General features: G+C 69.1%; 22 protein-coding genes. 10 read left to right on the forward strand and 12 right to left on the reverse strand.

Features of this window, described 5'->3' with window-relative positions; translation table 11 throughout:
• Window positions 1-13 precede the first annotated feature (13 nt).
• From AC1DVU_RS07300 to AC1DVU_RS07340, 9 genes are all read right to left on the reverse strand, one after another.
• On the reverse strand, window positions 14-772 hold the full coding sequence (locus AC1DVU_RS07300) for an SDR family NAD(P)-dependent oxidoreductase (RefSeq protein WP_476921774.1): 759 nt from the start codon (window positions 770-772) through the stop codon (window positions 14-16).
• On the reverse strand, window positions 769-1983 hold the full coding sequence (locus AC1DVU_RS07305; RefSeq protein ID WP_476921775.1) for an acyl-CoA dehydrogenase family protein: 1215 nt from the start codon (window positions 1981-1983) through the stop codon (window positions 769-771). Before AC1DVU_RS07305 ends, AC1DVU_RS07300 begins: the two co-directional genes overlap by 4 nt.
• Window positions 1984-2013: 30 nt before the next feature.
• Window positions 2014-2967: a phosphotransferase family protein gene (locus AC1DVU_RS07310; protein ID WP_476921776.1), complete on the reverse strand. Its 954-nt coding sequence runs from the start codon at window positions 2965-2967 to the stop codon at window positions 2014-2016.
• Entirely contained in the window at window positions 2964-4157 is a 1194-nt protein-coding gene (locus AC1DVU_RS07315; RefSeq protein WP_476921777.1) for an acyl-CoA dehydrogenase family protein, read from the reverse strand. Before AC1DVU_RS07315 ends, AC1DVU_RS07310 begins: the two co-directional genes overlap by 4 nt.
• 12 nt (window positions 4158-4169) lie before the next feature.
• Window positions 4170-5318 (reverse strand): thiolase family protein, encoded by a 1149-nt coding sequence (locus AC1DVU_RS07320; protein ID WP_476921778.1) that lies wholly within the window; start codon window positions 5316-5318, stop codon window positions 4170-4172.
• The gene (locus AC1DVU_RS07325) at window positions 5315-5692 is read right to left on the reverse strand and encodes a Zn-ribbon domain-containing OB-fold protein (protein ID WP_476921779.1); all 378 of its coding nucleotides are present in this window, start codon (window positions 5690-5692) and stop codon (window positions 5315-5317) included. Before AC1DVU_RS07325 ends, AC1DVU_RS07320 begins: the two co-directional genes overlap by 4 nt.
• Window positions 5693-5734: 42 nt before the next feature.
• Window positions 5735-6523, reverse strand: coding sequence for an enoyl-CoA hydratase/isomerase family protein (locus AC1DVU_RS07330; RefSeq protein ID WP_149689103.1), 789 nt, complete (start codon window positions 6521-6523; stop codon window positions 5735-5737).
• A 78-nt stretch (window positions 6524-6601) separates the two neighbouring features.
• Window positions 6602-7693, reverse strand: a complete 1092-nt coding sequence (locus AC1DVU_RS07335; RefSeq protein ID WP_476921780.1) for an acyl-CoA dehydrogenase family protein — start codon at window positions 7691-7693, stop codon at window positions 6602-6604.
• Window positions 7694-7806: 113 nt separating this feature from the next.
• The gene (locus AC1DVU_RS07340) at window positions 7807-8436 is read right to left on the reverse strand and encodes a TetR/AcrR family transcriptional regulator (protein WP_476921781.1); all 630 of its coding nucleotides are present in this window, start codon (window positions 8434-8436) and stop codon (window positions 7807-7809) included.
• A 155-nt stretch (window positions 8437-8591) separates the two neighbouring features.
• Here AC1DVU_RS07340 and AC1DVU_RS07345 point away from each other — a divergent pair, with 155 nt between their 5' ends.
• Both AC1DVU_RS07345 and AC1DVU_RS07350 read left to right on the forward strand, forming a co-directional pair.
• Complete coding sequence (locus AC1DVU_RS07345) at window positions 8592-9650, forward strand: NADP-dependent oxidoreductase (RefSeq protein WP_476921782.1); 1059 nt, start codon at window positions 8592-8594, stop codon at window positions 9648-9650.
• A 13-nt stretch (window positions 9651-9663) separates the two neighbouring features.
• Window positions 9664-10431, forward strand: coding sequence for an SDR family NAD(P)-dependent oxidoreductase (locus tag AC1DVU_RS07350; RefSeq protein WP_476921783.1), 768 nt, complete (start codon window positions 9664-9666; stop codon window positions 10429-10431).
• 7 nt (window positions 10432-10438) lie between these two features.
• Here AC1DVU_RS07350 and AC1DVU_RS07355 read toward each other — a convergent pair whose 3' ends face one another.
• Window positions 10439-11488 carry an NAD(P)-dependent alcohol dehydrogenase gene (locus AC1DVU_RS07355; protein ID WP_476921784.1) on the reverse strand — a complete coding sequence of 350 codons (1050 nt, stop codon included), beginning with the start codon at window positions 11486-11488 and terminating at the stop codon, window positions 10439-10441.
• Between the two features lie 74 nt (window positions 11489-11562).
• Between AC1DVU_RS07355 and AC1DVU_RS07360 the strand changes: the two genes are divergently transcribed.
• The 4 genes from AC1DVU_RS07360 to AC1DVU_RS07375 all read left to right on the forward strand — a co-directional run bounded on the left by AC1DVU_RS07360 (window position 11563) and on the right by AC1DVU_RS07375 (window position 14186).
• Window positions 11563-11934: a nuclear transport factor 2-like protein gene (locus AC1DVU_RS07360; RefSeq protein ID WP_476921785.1), complete on the forward strand. Its 372-nt coding sequence runs from the start codon at window positions 11563-11565 to the stop codon at window positions 11932-11934.
• The gene (locus tag AC1DVU_RS07365; protein WP_476921786.1) at window positions 11931-12299 is read left to right on the forward strand and encodes a hypothetical protein; all 369 of its coding nucleotides are present in this window, start codon (window positions 11931-11933) and stop codon (window positions 12297-12299) included. The genes AC1DVU_RS07360 and AC1DVU_RS07365 overlap by 4 nt, the downstream gene beginning before the upstream one ends.
• Before the next feature lie 88 nt (window positions 12300-12387).
• Window positions 12388-13338: an alpha/beta hydrolase gene (locus AC1DVU_RS07370; protein WP_476921787.1), complete on the forward strand. Its 951-nt coding sequence runs from the start codon at window positions 12388-12390 to the stop codon at window positions 13336-13338.
• Between the two features lie 77 nt (window positions 13339-13415).
• Complete coding sequence (locus AC1DVU_RS07375) at window positions 13416-14186, forward strand: phosphatase PAP2 family protein (RefSeq protein ID WP_476921788.1); 771 nt, start codon at window positions 13416-13418, stop codon at window positions 14184-14186.
• Here the strand turns inward: AC1DVU_RS07375 and AC1DVU_RS07380 are convergent.
• Both AC1DVU_RS07380 and AC1DVU_RS07385 read right to left on the reverse strand, forming a co-directional pair.
• Complete coding sequence (locus AC1DVU_RS07380; RefSeq protein WP_476921789.1) at window positions 14183-14353, reverse strand: CGNR zinc finger domain-containing protein; 171 nt, start codon at window positions 14351-14353, stop codon at window positions 14183-14185. The genes AC1DVU_RS07375 and AC1DVU_RS07380 overlap by 4 nt on opposite strands.
• Window positions 14354-14469: 116 nt before the next feature.
• A complete protein-coding gene (locus AC1DVU_RS07385) occupies window positions 14470-14832 on the reverse strand; it encodes a hypothetical protein (RefSeq protein WP_476921790.1) in 363 nt (120 codons plus the stop codon).
• Between the two features lie 294 nt (window positions 14833-15126).
• Between AC1DVU_RS07385 and AC1DVU_RS07390 the strand changes: the two genes are divergently transcribed.
• From AC1DVU_RS07390 to AC1DVU_RS07405, 4 genes are all read left to right on the forward strand, one after another.
• Entirely contained in the window at window positions 15127-15570 is a 444-nt protein-coding gene (locus tag AC1DVU_RS07390; RefSeq protein ID WP_476921791.1) for a MarR family winged helix-turn-helix transcriptional regulator, read from the forward strand.
• Complete coding sequence (locus tag AC1DVU_RS07395) at window positions 15563-16543, forward strand: zinc-binding alcohol dehydrogenase family protein (protein ID WP_476921792.1); 981 nt, start codon at window positions 15563-15565, stop codon at window positions 16541-16543. Before AC1DVU_RS07390 ends, AC1DVU_RS07395 begins: the two co-directional genes overlap by 8 nt.
• Before the next feature lie 42 nt (window positions 16544-16585).
• Entirely contained in the window at window positions 16586-18259 is a 1674-nt protein-coding gene (locus tag AC1DVU_RS07400; RefSeq protein WP_476921793.1) for an NAD(P)/FAD-dependent oxidoreductase, read from the forward strand.
• 163 nt (window positions 18260-18422) lie between these two features.
• Window positions 18423-19733, forward strand: a complete 1311-nt coding sequence (locus tag AC1DVU_RS07405; RefSeq protein ID WP_476921794.1) for an HNH endonuclease signature motif containing protein — start codon at window positions 18423-18425, stop codon at window positions 19731-19733.
• Window positions 19734-19740 lie beyond the last annotated feature (7 nt).

Below are 19740 nucleotides of genomic sequence, written 5' to 3' on the forward strand. Positions count from 1 at the left end.
GATTGACTCCTCATCAGTAGACAGCCGTACGTCCGCCGTCGACGGCGATGACCGAACCGGTCGTGTAGCCCGAACGCGGACCGGCGAGGTGCACGACCATGCCGACGATCTCGTCGGGCTGTCCCAGCCGGCCGGCGGGGAGTCCGTCGACGACCAGGCCGATGAACTCGTCGTCCCAGTCGGCGGCCATGTCGGTCTCGAAGGCGCCGGGCATGACGCAGTTGACCCGCACGGTCGGGGCGTACTCCTGGGCGTATGCCATCGTGAGCGCGTTGAGGCCGATCTTGGAGGCCGAATACATCGCCTCGGCCGGACTCGGCCTGACCGCGCCGATGCTCGAGATGTTGACGATCGAGCCACCGCCCGCGGCCGCCATCCGGGCACCGGCGACCGCCATCAGGCGGAACGGGCCCTTGAGGTTGACCTCGATCGTCTTGTCGAACAGGCCCTCGGGCACCTCGAGCAATGAAGGCTTCAAGGGTGCGATGCCGGCGTTGTTGACGACGATGTCGAGGCGACCGTGTTGCGCGATGATCGCGTCGATCGCCGGCTCGATCGCGTCCCACTGGCCAACGTGCAGGGGGAGCGGAGTGACGACGCTGCCGGTCTCCTCGGCCAAGGCCGCCGCGGTCTTCTCGCAGGCGTCCTCCTTGCGGCTCGACACGACGACCGTCGCACCCTCGAGCGCCAGGCCCCGGGCGATCGCACGGCCCAGGCCGCGGGTCGCACCTGTGACGAGGGCGACCTTGCCCTCCAGCTCGCGCGCGCTCACGGTGCCACCGCCGTCTGCCGCTTGAGCTCGAGCCGGGCGATCGTACGCAGGTGCACCTCGGTCGGGCCGTCGGCGATCTGCAGCGCGCGGGTGATCGCGAAGAGCCGGGCGAGGACCGTGTCGTCGCTGACGCCCGCGGCCCCGTACGTCTGCACAGCGCGGTTGACGACGGTGTGCGCGGTCTCCATCGCGGCGACCTTGATCGCGGCCACCTCCGAACGGGCGGCGGCGTTGCCCGCGGTGTCCATCAGCCACGACGCCTTGAGCGTCAGGAGGCGGATCTGGTCGATCTCCATGCGGCTGCGCGCGATCCACTCGCGCACGACACCGCGATCGGCGAGCGGTCCGCCGAAGGCCTCGCGGGTCACGGCGCGCTGGCACATCAGCTGGAGCGCGCGCTCGGCGAACCCGATGGCGCGCATCGCGTAGTGCATGCGCCCCGGCCCGAGCCGGCCCTGGGCGATCGCGAAGCCACCGCCCTCCTCGCCGAGGATGTTGCTGACCGGCACGCGCACGTCAGTGAACTGCACCTCGCCGTGCCCCAGCCGGTCGCGATAGCCGAACATCGGCAGGTCGCGCAGGATCTCGACGCCGGGAGTGTCCAACGGCACGAGCACCATGCTCTGCTGCCGGTACGACGGGGCGTCGACATCGGACTTGCCCATGAAGATCATGAGCTTGCAGTCGGGATCGAGGACCCCCGAGGCGTACCACTTGCGGCCGTTGAGCACGTAGTCGTTGCCGTCGCGGCGGATCGTCGAGGTGATGTTGGTGGCGTCCGAGCTCGCGACGTCGGGCTCGGTCATCGCGAACGCCGAGCGGATCTGGCACTCCAGCAGCGGCTTGAGCCACTCGTCCTTCTGCGCGTCGGTGCCGTACATCGCGAGGATCTCCATGTTGCCGGTGTCGGGGGCCGAGCAGTTGATGGCCTCGTTGCCGATGATCGACCGACCGACGAGCTCGGCCAGCGGGGCGTACTCGAGGTTCGTCAGCCCGCCGCCGAGGCCGTCGTGCGTCATGAAGAGGTTCCAGAGGCCCTGTTCGCGGGCGATTGCCTGCAGGTCGCGCATGACCTGCGGCTGCTCGTGCGGGTTGTCGTTGGCCTCGACCTGCGCGTCATAGACCGCCTCGGCGGGGTAGACGTGCTCGGTCATGAACGTCTCGAGCTGCTCGAGCAGCGCCGTGGTGCGGGGTGAGTAGTCGAAGTCCACGAGGAACCCTCTTCTCTGGTGTCCGGGCGCTCAGCCGAGCCGGTCGCGACCGGTACGGATGAGCGTGATGATGGTTTCGGGGAGTCGTTCCTGGTCGGGGTCGACGTGGCGGCCCTCGCGGTGGCGGCGCAGGTTGTGGCCCATGATCGCGGCCATCTTGAAGCGGCCGAGAGCGTTGAACCAGGCGAGGTCGTCGACGGGTCGGCCGTACAGCTCGACGAGCTCGTCCTCGCTGGGCAGGCCGGGGACCTCACGGCCCACGCCCGGGAAGTTGGCCCCATCGGCGAACACCAGGAACCAGCCGAGCTCGACGCGCGGATCGCCGACGCTCCAGATCTCCCAGTCGATGACGGCGCCCGGCTCGAGACCGGTCGAGATGATGTTGCCGAGCCGGTAGTCGCCGTGCACCAACGTCGGCGCGACCGACGGCGGGATTGACGAGGCGAGTCGCGCCTCGAGGTCGGCGGCGCCTTGCACGAGCGCTGGCGGCACGGCGGCCATGGTCCGGGACCAGCGCTGCAGCTCGTCGGCCGGGCTCAGGGCCGGGCCGTCAACGGGGATCTTGTCGAGCGGTACGTCGTGCAGTGCCGGGAGGATCTCGGCGGCGCGGCGCATCCGTGCGGCTGCCAGCGTCGGCTCGACCGCCGGGTCGTCCAGCACCGGCTCGAGCGACTCGCCGGTGACGAACTCCATCGCGAACCATGCTGTCTCGGTCTCGTCGATCACGAGGATCTCGGGGACGGGTACGTCAGTCGGTGCGAGCGCCTGCATGATGCGCGCCTGGCGCACCATGTCGTGGCGGCCGACCGGTCGCTGGCCCTGGGGCACGGCCTTGACGACGACAGGGCCGTTCGACGTCGGGACGCGATAGGTCAGCCCCGAGTGGCCGCCGAGCAGCGGTTCGAGGCCGTGGACCTCCAGGCCGGGCTCGGCACCTTGGAGTGCAGCGGCGACGCGGGCGCCCAGCGTGGCTTCGAAGCTCATGCTCGTGGCTCCCGCGGCAGGCCGAGCACACGCTCGGCGAGGATGTTGTGCTGGATCTCGTCGGTTCCGCCCGCGATGCGGTAGCCCGGGGCGCCGAGGACATGCTCGGTCCACGCCCACGTGCCCCACTCGCCGGAGTCGACCGTGAGCTCGGGGCCGAGCAGCATGCGGACGACCTCGGACGTACGGGCCATGGTGTCGGTGGCCAGCAGCTTGCCGACCGACGCCTCGGGTCCGGGTGCCTCCCCGGCGACGACGGCCGCCGCGACGCGCATGCCGGTGAGGCGCTGGACGTAGCTGCGGGTGACCAGGTCGGCGACGGCGTCGCGCTCGATCTCCGACAACGGTCCACGGTGCCGAGCCAGCTCGACCGCGCGGTCGGCGTTGTCGAGGCCGAGGTTCCCGGAGTCGAGGCGTTCGGCTGCGAGCACGGTCAGCGCGACCTTCCAGCCCTCGCCGACCGGTCCCAGTCGCTGCGTGTCATCCAGCACGACACCGTCGAGGTAGACCTCGTTGAAGCTGCTGCCGCCGGTCATCTGCCGGATCGGCCGCACCTCGACGCCGGGGGAGTCCAGCGGCACCAGGAACACCGTCAGGCCGGCGTGCTTCGCCGTCGTGGGATCGGTGCGGCACACCGCAATGCCGAGGTCCGCGATGCGTGCGCCCGACGTCCATACCTTGTGGCCGTCGAGGACCCATGAGCCGTCCCGCTCCACCGCCCGCGTACGTACGGCGGCCAGATCCGACCCGGCCTCGGTCTCCGAGAACAGCTGGCACGCGATGAGGTCGGTGCGCAGCATCGCGCGTACGTACTGCGCCTTCTGCTCGTCGGTGCCCCACTGCGCGATCGTGGGGGCCACGAGCTGCTGCGTCACCGAGAACATCTCGGTGCGGCGCGGTACGTCGAAGGCCGCCTCCTCGCGCTGGAACGCCAAGGCGTGCGCGAGAGGCAGTCCGCGTCCGCCGTACTCAGCCGGCCAGGTCAGTGCACCCCAGCCGGCGTCGAACTTGGCCTGCTCGTAGCGCCGGATCCGGTCGGTCTCCTCGCGCTCCTCGGCGGCGGTCCAGTTCTCGAACACCGCGACCGAGTCGTCGCCGTGGCCCCACGCGGTCGAGCGCCGGGGCGGCGCCTGCTGGGCGAGCCAGGCGCGGGCGCCGGCGATGAACTCCGTGGTGTCGGGTGTGGGCACGGTTGCTGCCTCTCAGACGGCCAGGACGGTGCAGGCGCTGATGCCCGGTGCCCCGTAGACGTGGGTGAAGCCCAGGCGCGGACCGCCGGGGACCTGACGTTCGCCGGCCTCGCCGCGCAGCTGCGTCACGATCTCGTGCACCTGGCGCAGGCCGGACGCGCCGATGGGCTCGCCGTTCGCGATGCAGCCGCCGTCGGTGTTGACCGGCATGCTGCCGTCGATCAGGGTCGCGCCCTTCTCGAGGAGCTGCTCCTGCTCGCCGTGCTCGCAGAAGCCGCACTCGGCCATGTGCATGATCTCGGCGCCGCTCTCGGTGTCCTGCAGCTGCAGCACGTCGATCTCGTCGGGGCGTACGCCGGCGGCATCGAACGCCGCAGCGGCCGCCGTGGTGCTGACGCTGGTGGGAGCTCCGGAGCCCTGGATCGATGGCGCGAAGACCTCGAACGTCCCGAAGCCCCTCGTACGCGTGACAGCCGACAGGAGCGAGACGGGCCGCCCGCCGAGCCTCGTCGCCACGGCTTCGCTGGCCACGATGATCGCGGCGCCACCCTCGCCGGGGGAGCAGAACATGTAGCGCGTCAGCGGGTCGTTGACCATGTCCGCCGTGGCGATCTCCTCTGCGGACATCGGCGTGCGCCGCCACGCGTTGGGGTTGAGCGTGCCGTTGGCGTACGCCTTCTCGGCGACCTTCGCGAGCGTCGGCGCCGTGATGCCGTACTCGCGCATGTAGCGCGCGATCTTGATGCCGAAGAACTGCGTCGTGACCATGAGGCCGGCGTCGCCGTAGCCCGACGGCAGGCCCCACTCCTCGGGAAGTGGTGCAAACGCTCCGCGACCGTGCTTGTCGAACCCCACGGCCAGGGCGATCTCGGCCGAGCCGGAGCGGATCGCGTTGACGGCGGACACCAGTGCGCTGCCGCCGGTCGCACAGCCGTTCTTGACGTTCGTGAACGGGATGCCAGTCAGGCCGAGCTCGGCCACCAGCGTGTCGGCCAGGCCCGATCCGTCACTGCCGCCGAACGCGATCTGCACGTCCGACCACTCGAGGCCCGCGTCGACCAGCGCACCCCGGATCGCCTGGACCGCCATCTCGCGTCCGCTGACCCCGGGCTGCCGGCCGAAGGCGGACAGCCCCGCTCCGACGATCGAGACGCCGTTCATGCGTCAGCTCCGGTGTACGTCGAGGTCGCGAACCGGGGGACCGGCTCGGTCGCGGTCAGGCGTACGGGGGCATGGTCCTCGAGGTCGCCGAAGTCGAGGCAGTCGAGCACCGCCTCGACCTTGACGCCGTCGGCGAGCTCGACGTATCCCACCGCGAACGGCGAGAAGCCCTCGGCCGGCGGCACGTACGGCGGGGACTTCGGCGCGAACCGCTGCACCGTGAAGCCCCACACCGTGCCGTGCTCCGACAGCTCGATGGCCACCATGGCCTGCTGGCCGCACCGCTGACACCCGTCGGCGACCGGAAAGGCGACATTGCCACAGCGCTCACACCTGCTGCCGTGCAGCCGGGGCGCTTCGTGGGTCGTGGTCACGTCATCTCCTTGTCGTGCGGCGGGGTCGTCGGCGGGGTCAGGTCAGCGGCCGACCCACTTGGGCTCGCGCTTCTCGAGGAATGCCTGCACGCCTTCCTTGGCGTCCTCGGACTGCAGCGCGTTGCCGACCGCGAGGTGCTCCATGACCATGAGCGACTGGATGTCGGCGTCGAGGCCGCGGTCGATCGTCATCTTGGTCAGACGCATCATGAACGGGCTCTTGTCCGTCAGCTGCGCGGTGAAGTCGGCGACGGTCTTGTCGAGCTCGTCGGCCGGCGCCGAGGCGTTGATCAGGTCGAAGTCGACGGCTTCCTGGCCGGTCAGCAGCTTGCCGGTCAGCATGAGCTCCTTGGTCTTGCGGATGCCGATCATGCGGGGGAGGCGGTAGATCGGCCCGGCGCCACCGAACAGGGCGCGGCGGATGTGGAAGTCGCCGATCAGGGCGTCGTCGCTCGCGATCGCGAAGTCGCACGAGATCATCAGCTCGAAGCCGCCCGCGGTGACGTAGCCCTCGAGGACCGCGACGGACGGCGTGTTCATCGAGTAGAGGCGGTCACAGACCTTCGCCGAGATGACAGCGACCTCCATCGCGGTGGTCGTGCCGACGTAGTTGGCCAGCAGCTCGTCCAGGTCGAAGCCGGAGCAGAACGTGTTGCCGCGTCCGCGGAGCACCAGCACCTTGAGCTCGGGGTCGTTGTCGACCTCGACGATGATCTCGTCGAGCCGGTGGAGCAGCTCGAGGGTCACGGCGTTCTTCTTGTGCGGGCGGTTGAGCCACACGCGTGCGACCTCGCCATCCTTCTCGAGCACGATGTGGTCGGTGTCAATCACGGCATGTCCTTTCAAAATGAACTGGATTCATTTCAGTATGGGCGACGATGGGTCGCCGGTCAACAGGGAAGTGGTGAATCAGAGGCCGACGAGCTCTGCGACGGCTGCGCGGTGCGTGCGTGAGCTGCCGAAGAGGCCCTCGTCACCCAGCGCGCGGCGGACGTACAGATGCGCCGGGTGCTCCCAGGTGAAGCCGATGCCACCGTGCAGCTGGACGGACTCGTGGGCCGCCCGGACAGCGACGTCCTGGCAGATCGCAGCGGCGACTCGCCCGGCGAGGACCGCCTCGATGGGTTCGAGGTCGAACATTGCTGCGGCATAGCGCGACGCGGAGCGAGCTCGCTCGAGGTCGACCAGCAGGTCGGCGAGTCGGTGCTTGATGGCCTGGAACGATGCGATGGGTCGGCCGAACTGCTGCCGCTCGAGGAGGTATGCCGTCGTCGCCTCCAGTAGATGCGTGGCCATCCCGGTGTGCTCGGCGGCGACGCCGATCGCCGCAGCGGTGGTGACCGTGCTCCATGCGTCCGCGAAGTCGTCCGGCCCGACCAACAGTGCTGCGCCCGCGCCGGCCAACGACACATCGCCCAGGGGGCGGGTCTCGTCGAGGACGCGCCGAGCCTGGATGGAGACGGCCTCCTGGCGCAGGTCCACGGTGAAGAGCGCCGTGCCGGTCCGGGTCGAGGCGGGCACGATCAGATGGTCCGCGGACTCAGCGCTGAGCACTTGACGAACCGATCCGTCGAGGACCCAACCGCCGTTCAACAGCTCAGCCGTGAGGTCGGCTGGTGAGGGCCAGGCCACGGTGGCGGTCTCACGACCGGATGCGACCGCGTCGAGGAGCTTCTCGTCCGGATCGGCTGTCAACAGCGCCTGGACGGCCACGACCCCCGAGGTGAGGATCGGCTCGGTGAGCAGGGCGCCACCGGTCTCCTCCAGCACGACGCCGACCTCACGGAGGCCGAAACCTGCGCCGCCCAGAACCTCGGGGATGGCCAACGTGCCGATCTCGACCTCGGACATCAGGCGATGCCAGGTGTCGTCCGACTTCGTGACGATGGCGCGGACGATGTCGCGCAGGTCGTCGTGCTCGGCGACCGGCGTGAGGATCGACGGATCGGCGCTGGGCGAGACGTCGTACGTGCGCGGGCCGGCGGTGGAGCTGGGGGACATGAGGACCTCGGTGTCGTGACTGGAGCAAACTGAGACGAATTCAGTTTATGTCAGCGACGACGCACAAGCCAGAGGCAAGTCCCAGGATGCCTCCGTCAGGAGGCGACGCGGACCTACTTGGCGTCGACGAGGCGGGCCGCGGCCTCGGCCATGACGCCCGTGATCTGCTCGAGCGTCATCTCGCCGCCGGGGCGGTACCAACGCCACACGCCGACGACCAGCGCGAGCAGCATGCGGGCGGTCAGCAATGCGTCGGTGACGCGGAAGGTGCCGTCGTCGATGCCCTTCTGGACGAGCCCTGTCCAGTTGTGCTCGATCTCCTGGACGAGAGAGCGGCACAGCAGGCGCTCTTCCTCTTCCTTCTTGGACGGCCTCGGGGTGGCGAGGAGGTCCATGTGGTTCTGCAGGATGCGTCGCTGCAACGCGTCGCGGGGGGAGGCTTCGTACGCGCTCGCGACCGCCGCGGCCAACGCGGCGCCAGAGTCGGGAGCGGAGGCGGTGGCGGTCTGGAAGCGCTCGACCGAGTTGCTCAGCTCGAGCCGCATGATGGTCAGCAGGCAGTGCACCTTGGACTCGAAGTAGTGGTAGAGCGCGGTCTGGCCGATGCCGACATCATCGGCGATCGTGGCCCACTTGGTGTGCTCGAAGCCCTCTTCGCCGAACCGGTCGATCGCGGTGGCAATGATGACGGCGCGCTTGGAGCGCGGGCTCTCGGTGCGCGGTGCGGTGTCCACTGTGCTCATCGGTGCGATGTCCCAACTCTCGATGCCATGGTCGCCCAGACCTGAACTCGGCTCACTCGTACAGTGCCACGGGTGAAAGCGTGTGGCAATTCAGGCCCTTTGTGAAAACGCGTCCAGAACTGATATGAGTTCAGTATGACGCATGATGCTCTGAAATGCCCGGAAGACGACCGGTGAACCTGCTGAGCCGCCAGGTCCAGGTCTGGTCCTATCCCCGAGGACCGGTCCGGCCGGAGCACTTCGAGGTCGTCGAGGTGCCGGTCGAACCGGTCGGTCCGGGCGAGGTGCTGGTGCGCAACACCTGGACATCGGTCGACCCCGGACTCAGGCTCCGGCTGCGTGAGGCCGCGCCGGAGGGCTACTTCGTGGCTTTCCCGTTGCATGCCGCGATGGACGGCATCATGACGATCGGCGAGGTCATCGAGTCACGGGCCGACGGGTTCACGGTCGGCGACACGGTGTGGCACGCGCTCGGCTGGCGTGACTACGCCGTTGTCGACGCCTCCGCCGTGCAACTCAGCGGCCTCGGCACCCTGCGTGCGCTCGACACCTCGATCGCCGAGCCGCAGTGGTATCTCGGCGCGCTCGGGGGCATGGGCCTCACGGCGTACGCCGGACTGTCGGTCGTCGGAGCGTTGAAGGGCGGCGAGACCGTGTGGGTCTCGGCCGCCGCCGGTGCTGTCGGCAGCCTGGCCGTCCAGATCGCGAAGCTGCACGGCAATCGCGTCGTCGCCAGCGCCGGATCCGACGACAAGGTCCGGTGGCTGCTCGACGATCTCAAGGTCGATGTGGCCTTCAGCTATCGCGCGGGCCCCGTGAGCGAGGGCCTTGCCGCTGCAGCGCCGGAGGGCATCGATGTCTACTTCGACTGCGTCGGCGGCGATCACCTCGAGGCCGCGCTGGACGGGATGCGCCGGGATGGCCGGGTGGCGATCTGCGGGTCGATCTCGGAGTACGAGTCCGAGCCGGCCGGCCCACGCAACCTGTTCCTCGCTGTGGCGAAGGACCTGACGATCCGCGGCTTCCGGGGCAGCAGCAACCTCGACCTCCTGCACACGATGCAGGCCGAGCTCGGGAGCGCCCTGGCGGATGGCCGGTTGCAGCAGCGCGAGACCGTCTTCGACGGCCTGACCAACGCTCCGAACGCCCTCATCGAAATGATCGCCGGTCGGACGTCCGGCAAGACTCTCGTCCACATCACCGATGCACGCTGAAGGGTTGGCTCCCATGACCACGATGAGCACCAGGATCGACGGCAAGGTCGTGCTCCTGACCGGGGCGACGGGCGGACTCGGCTCGGCCGCCGCGCGTCGGATCGCCGACGAGGGCGGCCACCTCGTGCTGACCGACCTCGATGTCGCAGCATGCGAAGCGCTGGTCGAGACGCTGGCGGACACCCCGGGGCGGCACACCGCGATGGCGCTCGACGTCGCGGTCGAGGAGCAGTGGCGCGAGGTGGCCGCCATGGTCGGCCGGGAGTACGGCCGGCTCGACGCGTTGGTCAACAACGCGGCGATCGGGAGCATCGCGACCGTCGAGGACGAGGAGGTCGAGCACTGGGACCGGGTCATGGCGATCGGGGTCAACGGGGTGTGGCTCGGCATGAAGCACTGCGGGCCGCTGATCGCCGATGCCGGCGGCGGCTCGGTCGTCAATGTGTCGTCGATCCTCGGCACGGTCGGCGGCTTCGGCAACAGCGCGGCCTATCACGCAGCCAAGGGAGCCGTGCGTACGTTGACCAAGAACGCGGCGCTGCACTGGGCGACCTCGGGCGTACGCGTCAACTCCCTGCACCCGGGATTCATCGGCACCGAGCAGCTGCTCGAGCGGCACGAAGGGTCCGAGCGTCACGCGGCGATGCTCGCGGGCACGCCCATGGGTCGCCTCGGCCGCGGCGAGGAGATCGCCGCCGTCGTCGCGTTCCTGGTGAGCGACGACTCGACGTTCATGACCGGGTCGGAGGTCTACGTCGACGGCGGGTGGACGGCGGCCTAGGCGGCTTCTAGTCGGGCACCACGACGAGGCGGCCGCGAACGTCGCCTTCGCGCAGGCGTCGGTACGCATCGAGGGTCTCGCTGAACCGCACGACCTCGATCTCCGCGTCGACCAGGCCGCGCTGCGCCAGGTCGACGACCGCCTCGAGGTCCTGCCGGGGTCCCCAGAACGGCGCGCTGACGTGCCAGCCGAGCGGCAGCTCGCGGCCCTTGGCGACCGTCATCGAGCCGCCCGCACCGCCGATCAGGACGAGCCGGCCGCCAGGGGCGAGCGCGCCGGCGCCCTGTGACAGCGTGCCGTCGGCTCCCACGAAGTCGAGCACGACGTCGACGAGCGGTGTGCTCCGATCCTCCCCGAGCCGGTTGATCGCCTCGCCGACCGAGGCCGCGGTCGTATGGGCGCCGTGTGCGCGGGCCACCTCGAGCGCGGCCGGCCGGGTGTCAACGGCGACGATGTGAGCGGCGGTCGTCTGGGCGAGGATCTGGACCGCGAGATGGCCGAGCCCGCCCACGCCGATGACCATCACGGTGCTGTCCCGGTCGATCGCGTCGCGGTGCAACCGGATCGCATGGTGCGCGGTGAGCCCCGCGTCGGCGAGGGGCGCGAGCTTGGCGGCGGAGATCCCGTCGGCCGCCACGAGCTGCCGTTCGGACGGCACCAGGACGTACTCGGCCAGGCCGCCGGGCTTGCCCAGCCCGCAGCCGACCCGCCGCTCGAGGTGGAGGCAGTGGTTCTCCTGGCCGCGGCGGCAGTTGGGGCACGTGCCGCACGACCAGACGCCGTGCACGACGGCGAGACGATCGAGCCAGCTCGCCGCCACCCCGTCACCGACCTCGACGACGGTGCCGGCGACCTCGTGGCCGAGGGTCATCGGCAACGCGTACGGCAGGGTCCCCGGCGCGCAGTCCATGACGTGCAGGTCGGAGTGGCACAGGCCGACGGCATCGACACGCAGCAGCAGCTCGCCCGGACCCGGCTGGGGGACCGGGATGACCCTGACCTCCGGCTCACTCTGCCACGCCGTGAGCTGGACGGCGCGCATCGTGGGAGAGGTCATCAGGGCTCCAAACTGAGTCGAGGTCGCTGTCGAACGTACTCGACATCGGCCGGAAACTGAACTAGGTTCATCTTGTGGCTTCGAACGATCTCCGGCTGGCGCACTACTACGCGACCCTCGACGACATCGGCATCCGCGACGCGGTCTCGCTCCTTCACGACGAGGTCAACTACGCGATCGTGCTTCCCAACGGGACGCATCGGGGGACCAGTCGCCAAGGCATCCTCGACTACCTGGAGTCGCGTCCTCCGGTGCAGCGCCGGCATCACCTCCTGCGCACTGCCGTCGACGGCGACACGGAGTTCGTCTACGGCGCAGTCACCGACAACGACACCGTGACGGGCCGGTTCGCCGCGGTCGCGCGCATCGACGACGGGGCGATCCGGGCGTACCAGGTGACATTCGACCTCGAGCTCGTCGTGGTCCCGTCGGGGGAGGACGCATGACCGACACACCTTTCCTGGACGCGTGGTTCGAGTTCATGGACTCCGACCGGCCCGAGCGGGTCCTCGACCTGATCACCCCCGACTTCGAGATGTCGATCCAGTTCTCGACGGGCTCCGGCAACGCGGCGGAGTTCCTCGGCGACCGGGCCGGGCTGGTGGCCTACCTCGAGCAGCGCGAGGTCAGTGTGCTCGTGCACCACCTGACGCACGGCGCGCGTGTCGAGGACGTCGAGATGGCGTTGGGCAAGACGACCCGCGACGGGGCCTTCGAGGCGGCATTCAATGTCTCGGCCGAGCTCGACACGGCCGCCAACAAGGTCCGCAGGCTGCTGATCGCGCGTACGCCTGAGATCGAGTTCGGCTGACCCGGTTTTCGTTGGCTGAAAACGGTCTTCCTGGCCACGTTCCTCCGTCGGTACGTTGTGCCGCCTCAGCCTGCAGCCAAGGAGTCCCATGTCCCACCGTGACCTGATCGATCCCGAGTCCCGAGTCAGCCTGGACGCCTTTCTCGAGGCTTTGCCCGGTGGCTTCAACGCGATCCCCGACATACAGGCGCGCCGGGCCACCGCTTCTGCCGTGCTGGCCTCGCTCGAGATCCCGGAGAACCCACGGGTCACCCACGAGGACATCTCGATCGCCGGACCCGATGGCGCGCCAGACATCACCGTCCGGGTCTATCGACCGATCGATGCGAGCGGACCTCTCCCGGGCATCTACTTCATCCACGGCGGAGGCATGGTCCTCGGTGACCTCGACGACGAACACCCCGCGGCCGAGCTCGTCTGCGAGCAGGTCGGGGCCGTCGTAGTGTCCGTGCAGTACCGGCTCGCGCCCGAGCATCCCTATCCCGCCGCTGTCGAGGACTGCTACGCAGGCCTGGAATGGCTGTCGAAGAACGTGGCCGAGCTGGGCGTCGACGCCGAGCGGCTGGCGATCTACGGTGCGAGTGCCGGAGGCGGCCTGACGCTGGCCACAGCACTCCTCGCGAGGGACCGCGGCGGTCCCGCGCTCTCGTTCATGATGCCGATCTACCCGATGATCGACGACCGGAACGAGACGGCGTCAAGCCACGAGATCACCGACATCGGTGTCTGGGACCGGGCCGGCAACATCGAGGCGTGGGAGTGGTACCTCGGCGGGCAGGAGGCCGACCAGTACGCCGCGCCGGCCCGGGCCGCCGACCTCAGTGGCCTGCCACCGGCGTTCATCGATGTGGGGACGGTCGACCTGTTCCTGGATGAGGACCTCGTGTTCGCCCAGCGGCTCATGCGCGCCGGCGTACCCGTCGAGCTGCACGTGCACCCAGGAGCGTTCCACGCCACGGAGCTCGTCGCCCCTCAGTCGGCACTGTCACAGCGGATCTGGGCCATGCGGATCGACGCGTTCCGTCGTGCACTTGCCTGATCCTCATCCGTACGCCCACGGCTGCCCTGACGGCTGGATAGGCTGTCGCTGTCTGCCGGGGCGAAAGGACGTGACGCGTGAGGTTGCGGGGTCCTTCCTCCGACGATCGGGGCTCAGCGGGGCTTGCTGATGCGCGCCAGGCGGGTCGCGGGCGAACAGTTCTCGAGGCCGCGGGTCAGGTTCTTCTCGTCGTCGGCCTGTGGATGGCCTACCTGCTCTGCCGGCACGTGTTCGAAGGGACGGAGCGCGTCGCCCGGGCGCACGCTGACGACGTCTGGTCCTTCGAGCGCTCGATGCGGCTGCCGAGCGAGGCCCGGTTGCAGGAGCGGTTCCTCGAGTCCGACACCGCGGTCCGTGTCATCAACGCGATCTACCAGTACGTCCACTTCCCGGTGATGGTCTGCACGCTGGTCCTCCTGTACGCACGACGGAGGGACGCCTACCGCTGGTTCCGCAATGTCCTGATCCTGACGACGGGTCTCGCGCTGGTCGGCCACATCGCGTACCCGCTGTCGCCGCCGCGGCTCGAGCCGAGCTTCGGCATGGTCGACACCGGCACGGAGTTCGGCCAGAGCACATACGCCGGCAGGCCCGGGACGGGCTTCACGAACCAGCTGGCGGCGATGCCGTCAATGCACGTCGCGTGGGCCGCGCTCATCGCGATCGCGGTCATCCTGTGCCTGCGCAGCCCCTGGCGTTGGCTGGCGCCGCTGTATGCCGTGACGATCCTGATCGTCGTCGTGGTGACCGGCAACCACTACTGGCTGGACGGCATCGTTGGGCTCGCGCTGCTGGCGATCGCGATCCTGGTGCTCCGTCCGCCCCGGACCGTCGCGGCGAAGGTCTAGCGCGTCGCAGTCGCCCGTGACTCGTCGCGTTTGCGGGCGCGATAGGCCGCGGCCTTCATCTTGTTGCCACACGTCTCCATCGCGCACCACTCGCGTCGGCCGCCCCGTGACGTGTCCACGTACGTCTGGGTGCAGCCGGGGCGCGAGCACTCCTTGAGCAGCCGCACTGCAGGACGCTGCAGCCGCGCATGCCGCCCGCGAGCAGGAGATCGCCGCGAAAGACCCCGAGTGGCCGCAGTGGTACGCGGCGCGCATGACGCCGAGGTTGGCCGGCTGAGCGAGGCTACTGGCCCAGCAGGATCTCGAGCAGGTTCTTCTGGGTCGGCGTCGGTGACGGCGACGGCTTCGTCGTCGGCGCCGGAGGCTTGGTCGTTGCCGTGGAAGGCTTGGTGGTCCTGGCCGCGGGCTTCGGCGCCGGGACGACTGGATCGCTGTCAGGCGACGGTGTCGTCTTGCTCGGGGTGGGCGTCGGCTTCGTGGTGGCGCCGGGCGTACGGCCGCCGACGAGCGGCGAGTCGTTGGCGGTCACGGGCAGTGACTCGAAGCGGTTTGCTGTCGCGGAGTCGCCACGGGTGAACGTCAGCACGGCCGCCGTCGCGATGGTCGTCACGACGCCGGTGGCCACGATCTTGTGGATCTTGCTCATCCGCATGGGAGGGCTCCTGTGCTGGGACGTGCCTCGGCCCAAGGGGAGTGGGTGGCCGCGGCAACGCTCGGGACAGACTATCGGTCGACCTCCACCTCAACCGAATCGTCTGGACTCTGGGACTCCTGGAACGCCAGGGCAGTGCACACGTCGAGATGTGCCGCGCCAAAGATGAGCTGGGCGAGCTTGCGTCGGTTCATGGTGCCTCCGGCAATAGATTCCATGGAATGTATGTGCTAGCGTAGCAAACATGATTCCAAGGAATATACTTACGCGGAATGCTGGTGGGGCGGCATGACCGATCTCTCCACGGTCTTCACGGACCTCGTCCGCTACCAGATCGGCCTGTGGAACGCTGTCGACGCGAGGCTTCGAGCCGACCACGACCTGCAGCTCAGCCACTTCGAGCCCCTGCAGATCATCGCGGCCCGGCAGGGTTGCCGGGTGTTCGACATCGCCGAAGAGATGGTCATCTCGGTGGGCGGCACCAGCAAGCTCGTCGATCGTCTCGAAGCGGCCGGTCACGTGCGCCGCACGGCCAATCCGGGTGACCGCAGGTCCTCGATCATCGAGCTCACTCCGGCCGGCAGCCGACTGCTGACCAAGGCCACGGTGACGTACGAGGACGAGCTCGACGTCCGGCTGGGATCGTTGATCTCCGCAAAGGAGCTCGACCGGCTGGCGTCGACGCTCGCGACGTTGCGCTCCGCCACGGCCAAGGCCGGCGACGATGCCTGAGACGATGCGCGCGGTCGTCCTGGACGCGCCTGGACCGCCCGAGGCGCTCGTGATCCGTGAGCTGCCGGTGCCGACACCCCAGCCCGGATGGGTCCTCATCGAGGTCAAGGCGTTCGGTCTCAACCGCTCGGAGCTGCACACGCGGCTCGGCCTTGCCGAGGGGGTCACGTTTCCGAGGGTCCTCGGCATCGAGGCCACAGGCGTCGTGGCCGCCTGTCCCGGCGGCGAGTTCGAGCCGGGCCGGCAGGTCGTGACGATGATGGGCGGTATGGGCCGTCAGTTCGATGGCGGCTATGCGGAGTACACCTGCGTACCAGCCGAGCAGGTGATCGCGTTCGACAGTGGGCTCGACTGGGCCACGCTGGGCGCGGTGCCCGAGATGGTCCAGACGTCGTACGGCTCACTGACTGTCGGGCTCGACGCGCAGCCCGGTCAGAGCATCCTCATCCGCGGCGGCACCTCGTCGGTCGGGATGGCGACGGCGATCCTGGCCAAGCAGCGCGGCATGACGGTGTTCTCGACGACTCGCGACCCGGCACGAGCGGCGTCGCTGACCGCGATCGGCGTCGACCACGTGATCGTCGACGACGGAGATGTCGCCGCGCAGTTGCGCGCGATCGCGCCGGACGGAGTCGACACGGCGCTGGAGCTGGTCGGCACGCCGACCTTGCCCGACACGCTGCGCGGCGTCAGGGTGCACGGGGTCGTGTGCTTCACGGGCATGTTGTCGAACGAGTGGACCGTCCGCGACTTCTACCCGATCGACTACCTCCCGCGCGGAGTACGGCTCACGGGCTACTCGGGTGAGGCGGGCGACCTGCCGGCTGCGGTGCTCCAGGACTACCTCGACGCCGTCGCCGCGGGGGACGCTCAGGTCCCGCTCGACCGGGCGTACGCCCTCGACGAGATCGTCGAGGCGCACCGAGCGCTCGAGAACGGTCATGGCGGCGGCAAGCTCGTCGTGACGGTCTGACCGGGAGGCCGAGAGTTCGACCGGGTCGGGTAGTTTCACGCCATGACGGAGTCCACGCCCGGCAACCCCGTGATCCTCGTGGTGGCCACCCCTGAGCACCACGCCTCGTTGGCCAATGAGTTCGCCAGCCGGTACGCCCGCGACTACGACCTGCACGTCGTCGAGGGCGGCCCTGAGGCGTACGCGCTCAAGGGCTATCTCATGTCCGAGGGCCGACAGGTTGCGCTGGTCGCCGTCGACCACTCGCTCGAGGGTGGTGCGCTGCCGTTGCTCGACAAGCTCCGCGTGGCGTCGCCGACGAGCCGGCGGGTCGCCCTGGTGCCGGCCAAGGGATTCGCCGCGGCGCTCGACGAGCTGAGGCCTGCACTCGGCCAGGGCCGGCTAGACACCTACCTGATCATCCCGCAGGGCGCCCGTGACGAGGAGTTCCACACCGCGATCTCGGAGTACCTCTCCGACTGGAGCTGGTCGGCGACGGCGCCGGTGGTCGCAGGCGTGCAGATCGTGGACGACGGCACGCAGTCGTCCATCCCCGGGATCCGTGACTTCCTCGACCGGATGGGCATCGCGTACGAACGGTTCCTCCCCGACAGTGAGGAGGGTCGCGACCTGATCGCCTCGATCGACGGCGACACGACGCTGCCGATCGTGCGCGCCTTCGGCCGCGAGCCGGTCACCGCGGCGACCGAGCGCACCGTCGCCGCGACGTTCTACGGCACGCCGACCGACCTCGGCGACGACTTCATCGCCGATCTGCTCGTCGTCGGCGGCGGGCCCGCAGGGTTGGCCGCGGCGGTCTATGGGGCGTCGGAGGGGCTCGAGACCGTGGTCCTTGAGTCAGAGGCGATCGGGGGGCAGGCCGGGACCAGCTCGATGATCCGCAACTACCTCGGCTTCCCGCGCGGCGTCTCGGGCATGCGGCTGGCGTTGCGGGCGCGCGTGCAGGCGACGCGCTTCGGCGCGCGGCTCTACACCGGTCGGGCCGTCACGGCTCTCCGCGTCGGCGATGTCCACGAGGTCGACTTCGACGGCGGCACGCTGCGCGCGCGCACGGTACTCGTGGCGTGCGGCGTGACCTACCGCCGCCTCGGCGTCCATGCGCTCGAGGAGCTCGAGGGTCGGGGTGTGCACTACGGCGCCGCAACGAGTGTCGCCCGGGACATGCAGGACCGTGACGTGTTCATCGTCGGTGGCGGCAACTCAGCCGGTCAGGCGGCGATCCACCTGGCACGGTTCGCCAACAGCGTCACGATCGTCGTACGCCGCCAGGGTCTCGAGGCGACGATGTCGGCATACCTGATCAACGAGATCGCGACCCACAAACGCATCACCGTGCGCACCGGCGTGCAGGTCGTCGACGGCGGCGGTGACGGGCGATTGGAGTGGATCGACCTTGAGGACTCGGGCGGGACGACCGAGCGGATGTCGGCCGGCGGGCTGTTCCTCCTGCTCGGAGCCGATCCGGGATGCAGCTGGCTGCCGCCGGAGGTGGTCCAGGACGAGCGGGGCTTCGTGCTGACCGGCCGGGAGATCCCGATGGACCGGTGGGTCGACGGGCGGCCACCGGCACCGCTCGAGACCACGACGCCGGGCATCTTCGCCGCCGGCGACGTCAGGTCCGGCTCGATGAAGCGGGTCGCGTCGGCCAGCGGCGAGGGCGCAGCCTCGGTGTCGCAGGTGCATGCGCACCTCGCACCCACCACCCCCGTCGGCTGATCTGCCCGATCGTCTCACCATTCGAACAGGTGTTCGACAATGTCGCCGGTTTGCCGTAGCATTGTCAATGCGCCGATCCGGAACGAAATGGATCGGGTGAGAACCCTTCAGTGGGCCCCAAGGTTGATGATGACTCCCTGCCCGTACGGTCTGAAGGCTTCTTGTGTCTGTTGCTCCGGTCGTGTCGCTCCTGCACCCGTTGGTGGGTGCGGTCGAGCAGATCGAGGGTGCGTTGGATCGGATGCCTGTCGGTGGGTGGTCGGGTCTGGAACCGGTGGTGTTGCGGGAGTGCGCCGAACGGTTGATGCGGGTCGAGGCACGGGTCAAGGCCCAGCTGATGGCCGTCACCCGGGCGCTGGACGAGACCGGGTTGGCCAAGGCGTCCGGGGCGTCGTCGACCGGGGCGATGTTGGCCGGGTCGTTCGGCGGTGACCGTCGGGCAGCTGACGGGCTGATCAACCAGGCCAAACAGCTCGACCGCGCACCCGCGACCGGGGACGCACTGGCCCGCGGTGACATCGGGCCGGCGCAGGCGGCGATCATCGCCTCCGCTGTCGCCGACCTGCCTGAGGACACCACCCCGGAGCAGAAGCAGGCCTGTGAGGACACGCTGATCGGCGACGCCGGCCGATACACGCTCAAGGACCTGCGGTCGCGGTCCAGGCGGATCACCGACCAGTTCAAACCCGAGCCCCAGGTCGACCAGATCGAGAACCAAACGCTGGAGGACCAGGAGAAGGACGCCTGGCGGCGTTCGGAGTTCTGGATGGTCAACGACGGCGACGGSACCTGCCGCGGCGGGTTCCGSATCCCCGAAGCCCAGGCCGACATGCTCAAGACYGCGATCGARGCCATCAGCGCACCCCGCCGCGACCACCTCCACGACCACACCCCGGCCGCGGAGTCCTACTACGACAAAGACCTGGAATACCGGCACCGCCTCGGCATGGGATTCGCCGAGCTGTGCAACCACCTGCCCGGCGATCAGCTCCCCGGCAAAGGTGGACTTGGCGCTACGTTGATGGTCCGGTTCGACTACGACACCCTCGTCGCCGGCATCAAGCCCGCCACGTTGTCCACCGGCACCCGCATCTCCGCCGGGCAGGCCCGGCAGATGGCCTGCCGGCTCGGCATGATCCCGCAGGTGTTCAACGGCAAATCGCTCCCTTTGGATCACGGACATGAGCAACGCGTCTTCACCAAGGCCCAGAAACAAGCCCTGGACAACCGTGACGGCGGGTGCACCTTCCCCAGCTGCGACAGGCCACCCGAATGGTGCGAAGCCCACCACTGGCGCACCAGATGGGCCGACGGCTCCCAAACCACACTCGACGACGGGGTCCTGATCTGCCCCTTCCACCACCGCACCGTTCACGATGGCTGGGCGATTCGAATGTCACCGGTCGACAGCTACCCCGAATACAAACCACCCGGCTCCGACACCTGGAAACGCAACCACCGCTGGCGACCCTGAGTGCCAA

The organism is Aeromicrobium sp. P2_G6, assembly GCF_056403535.1.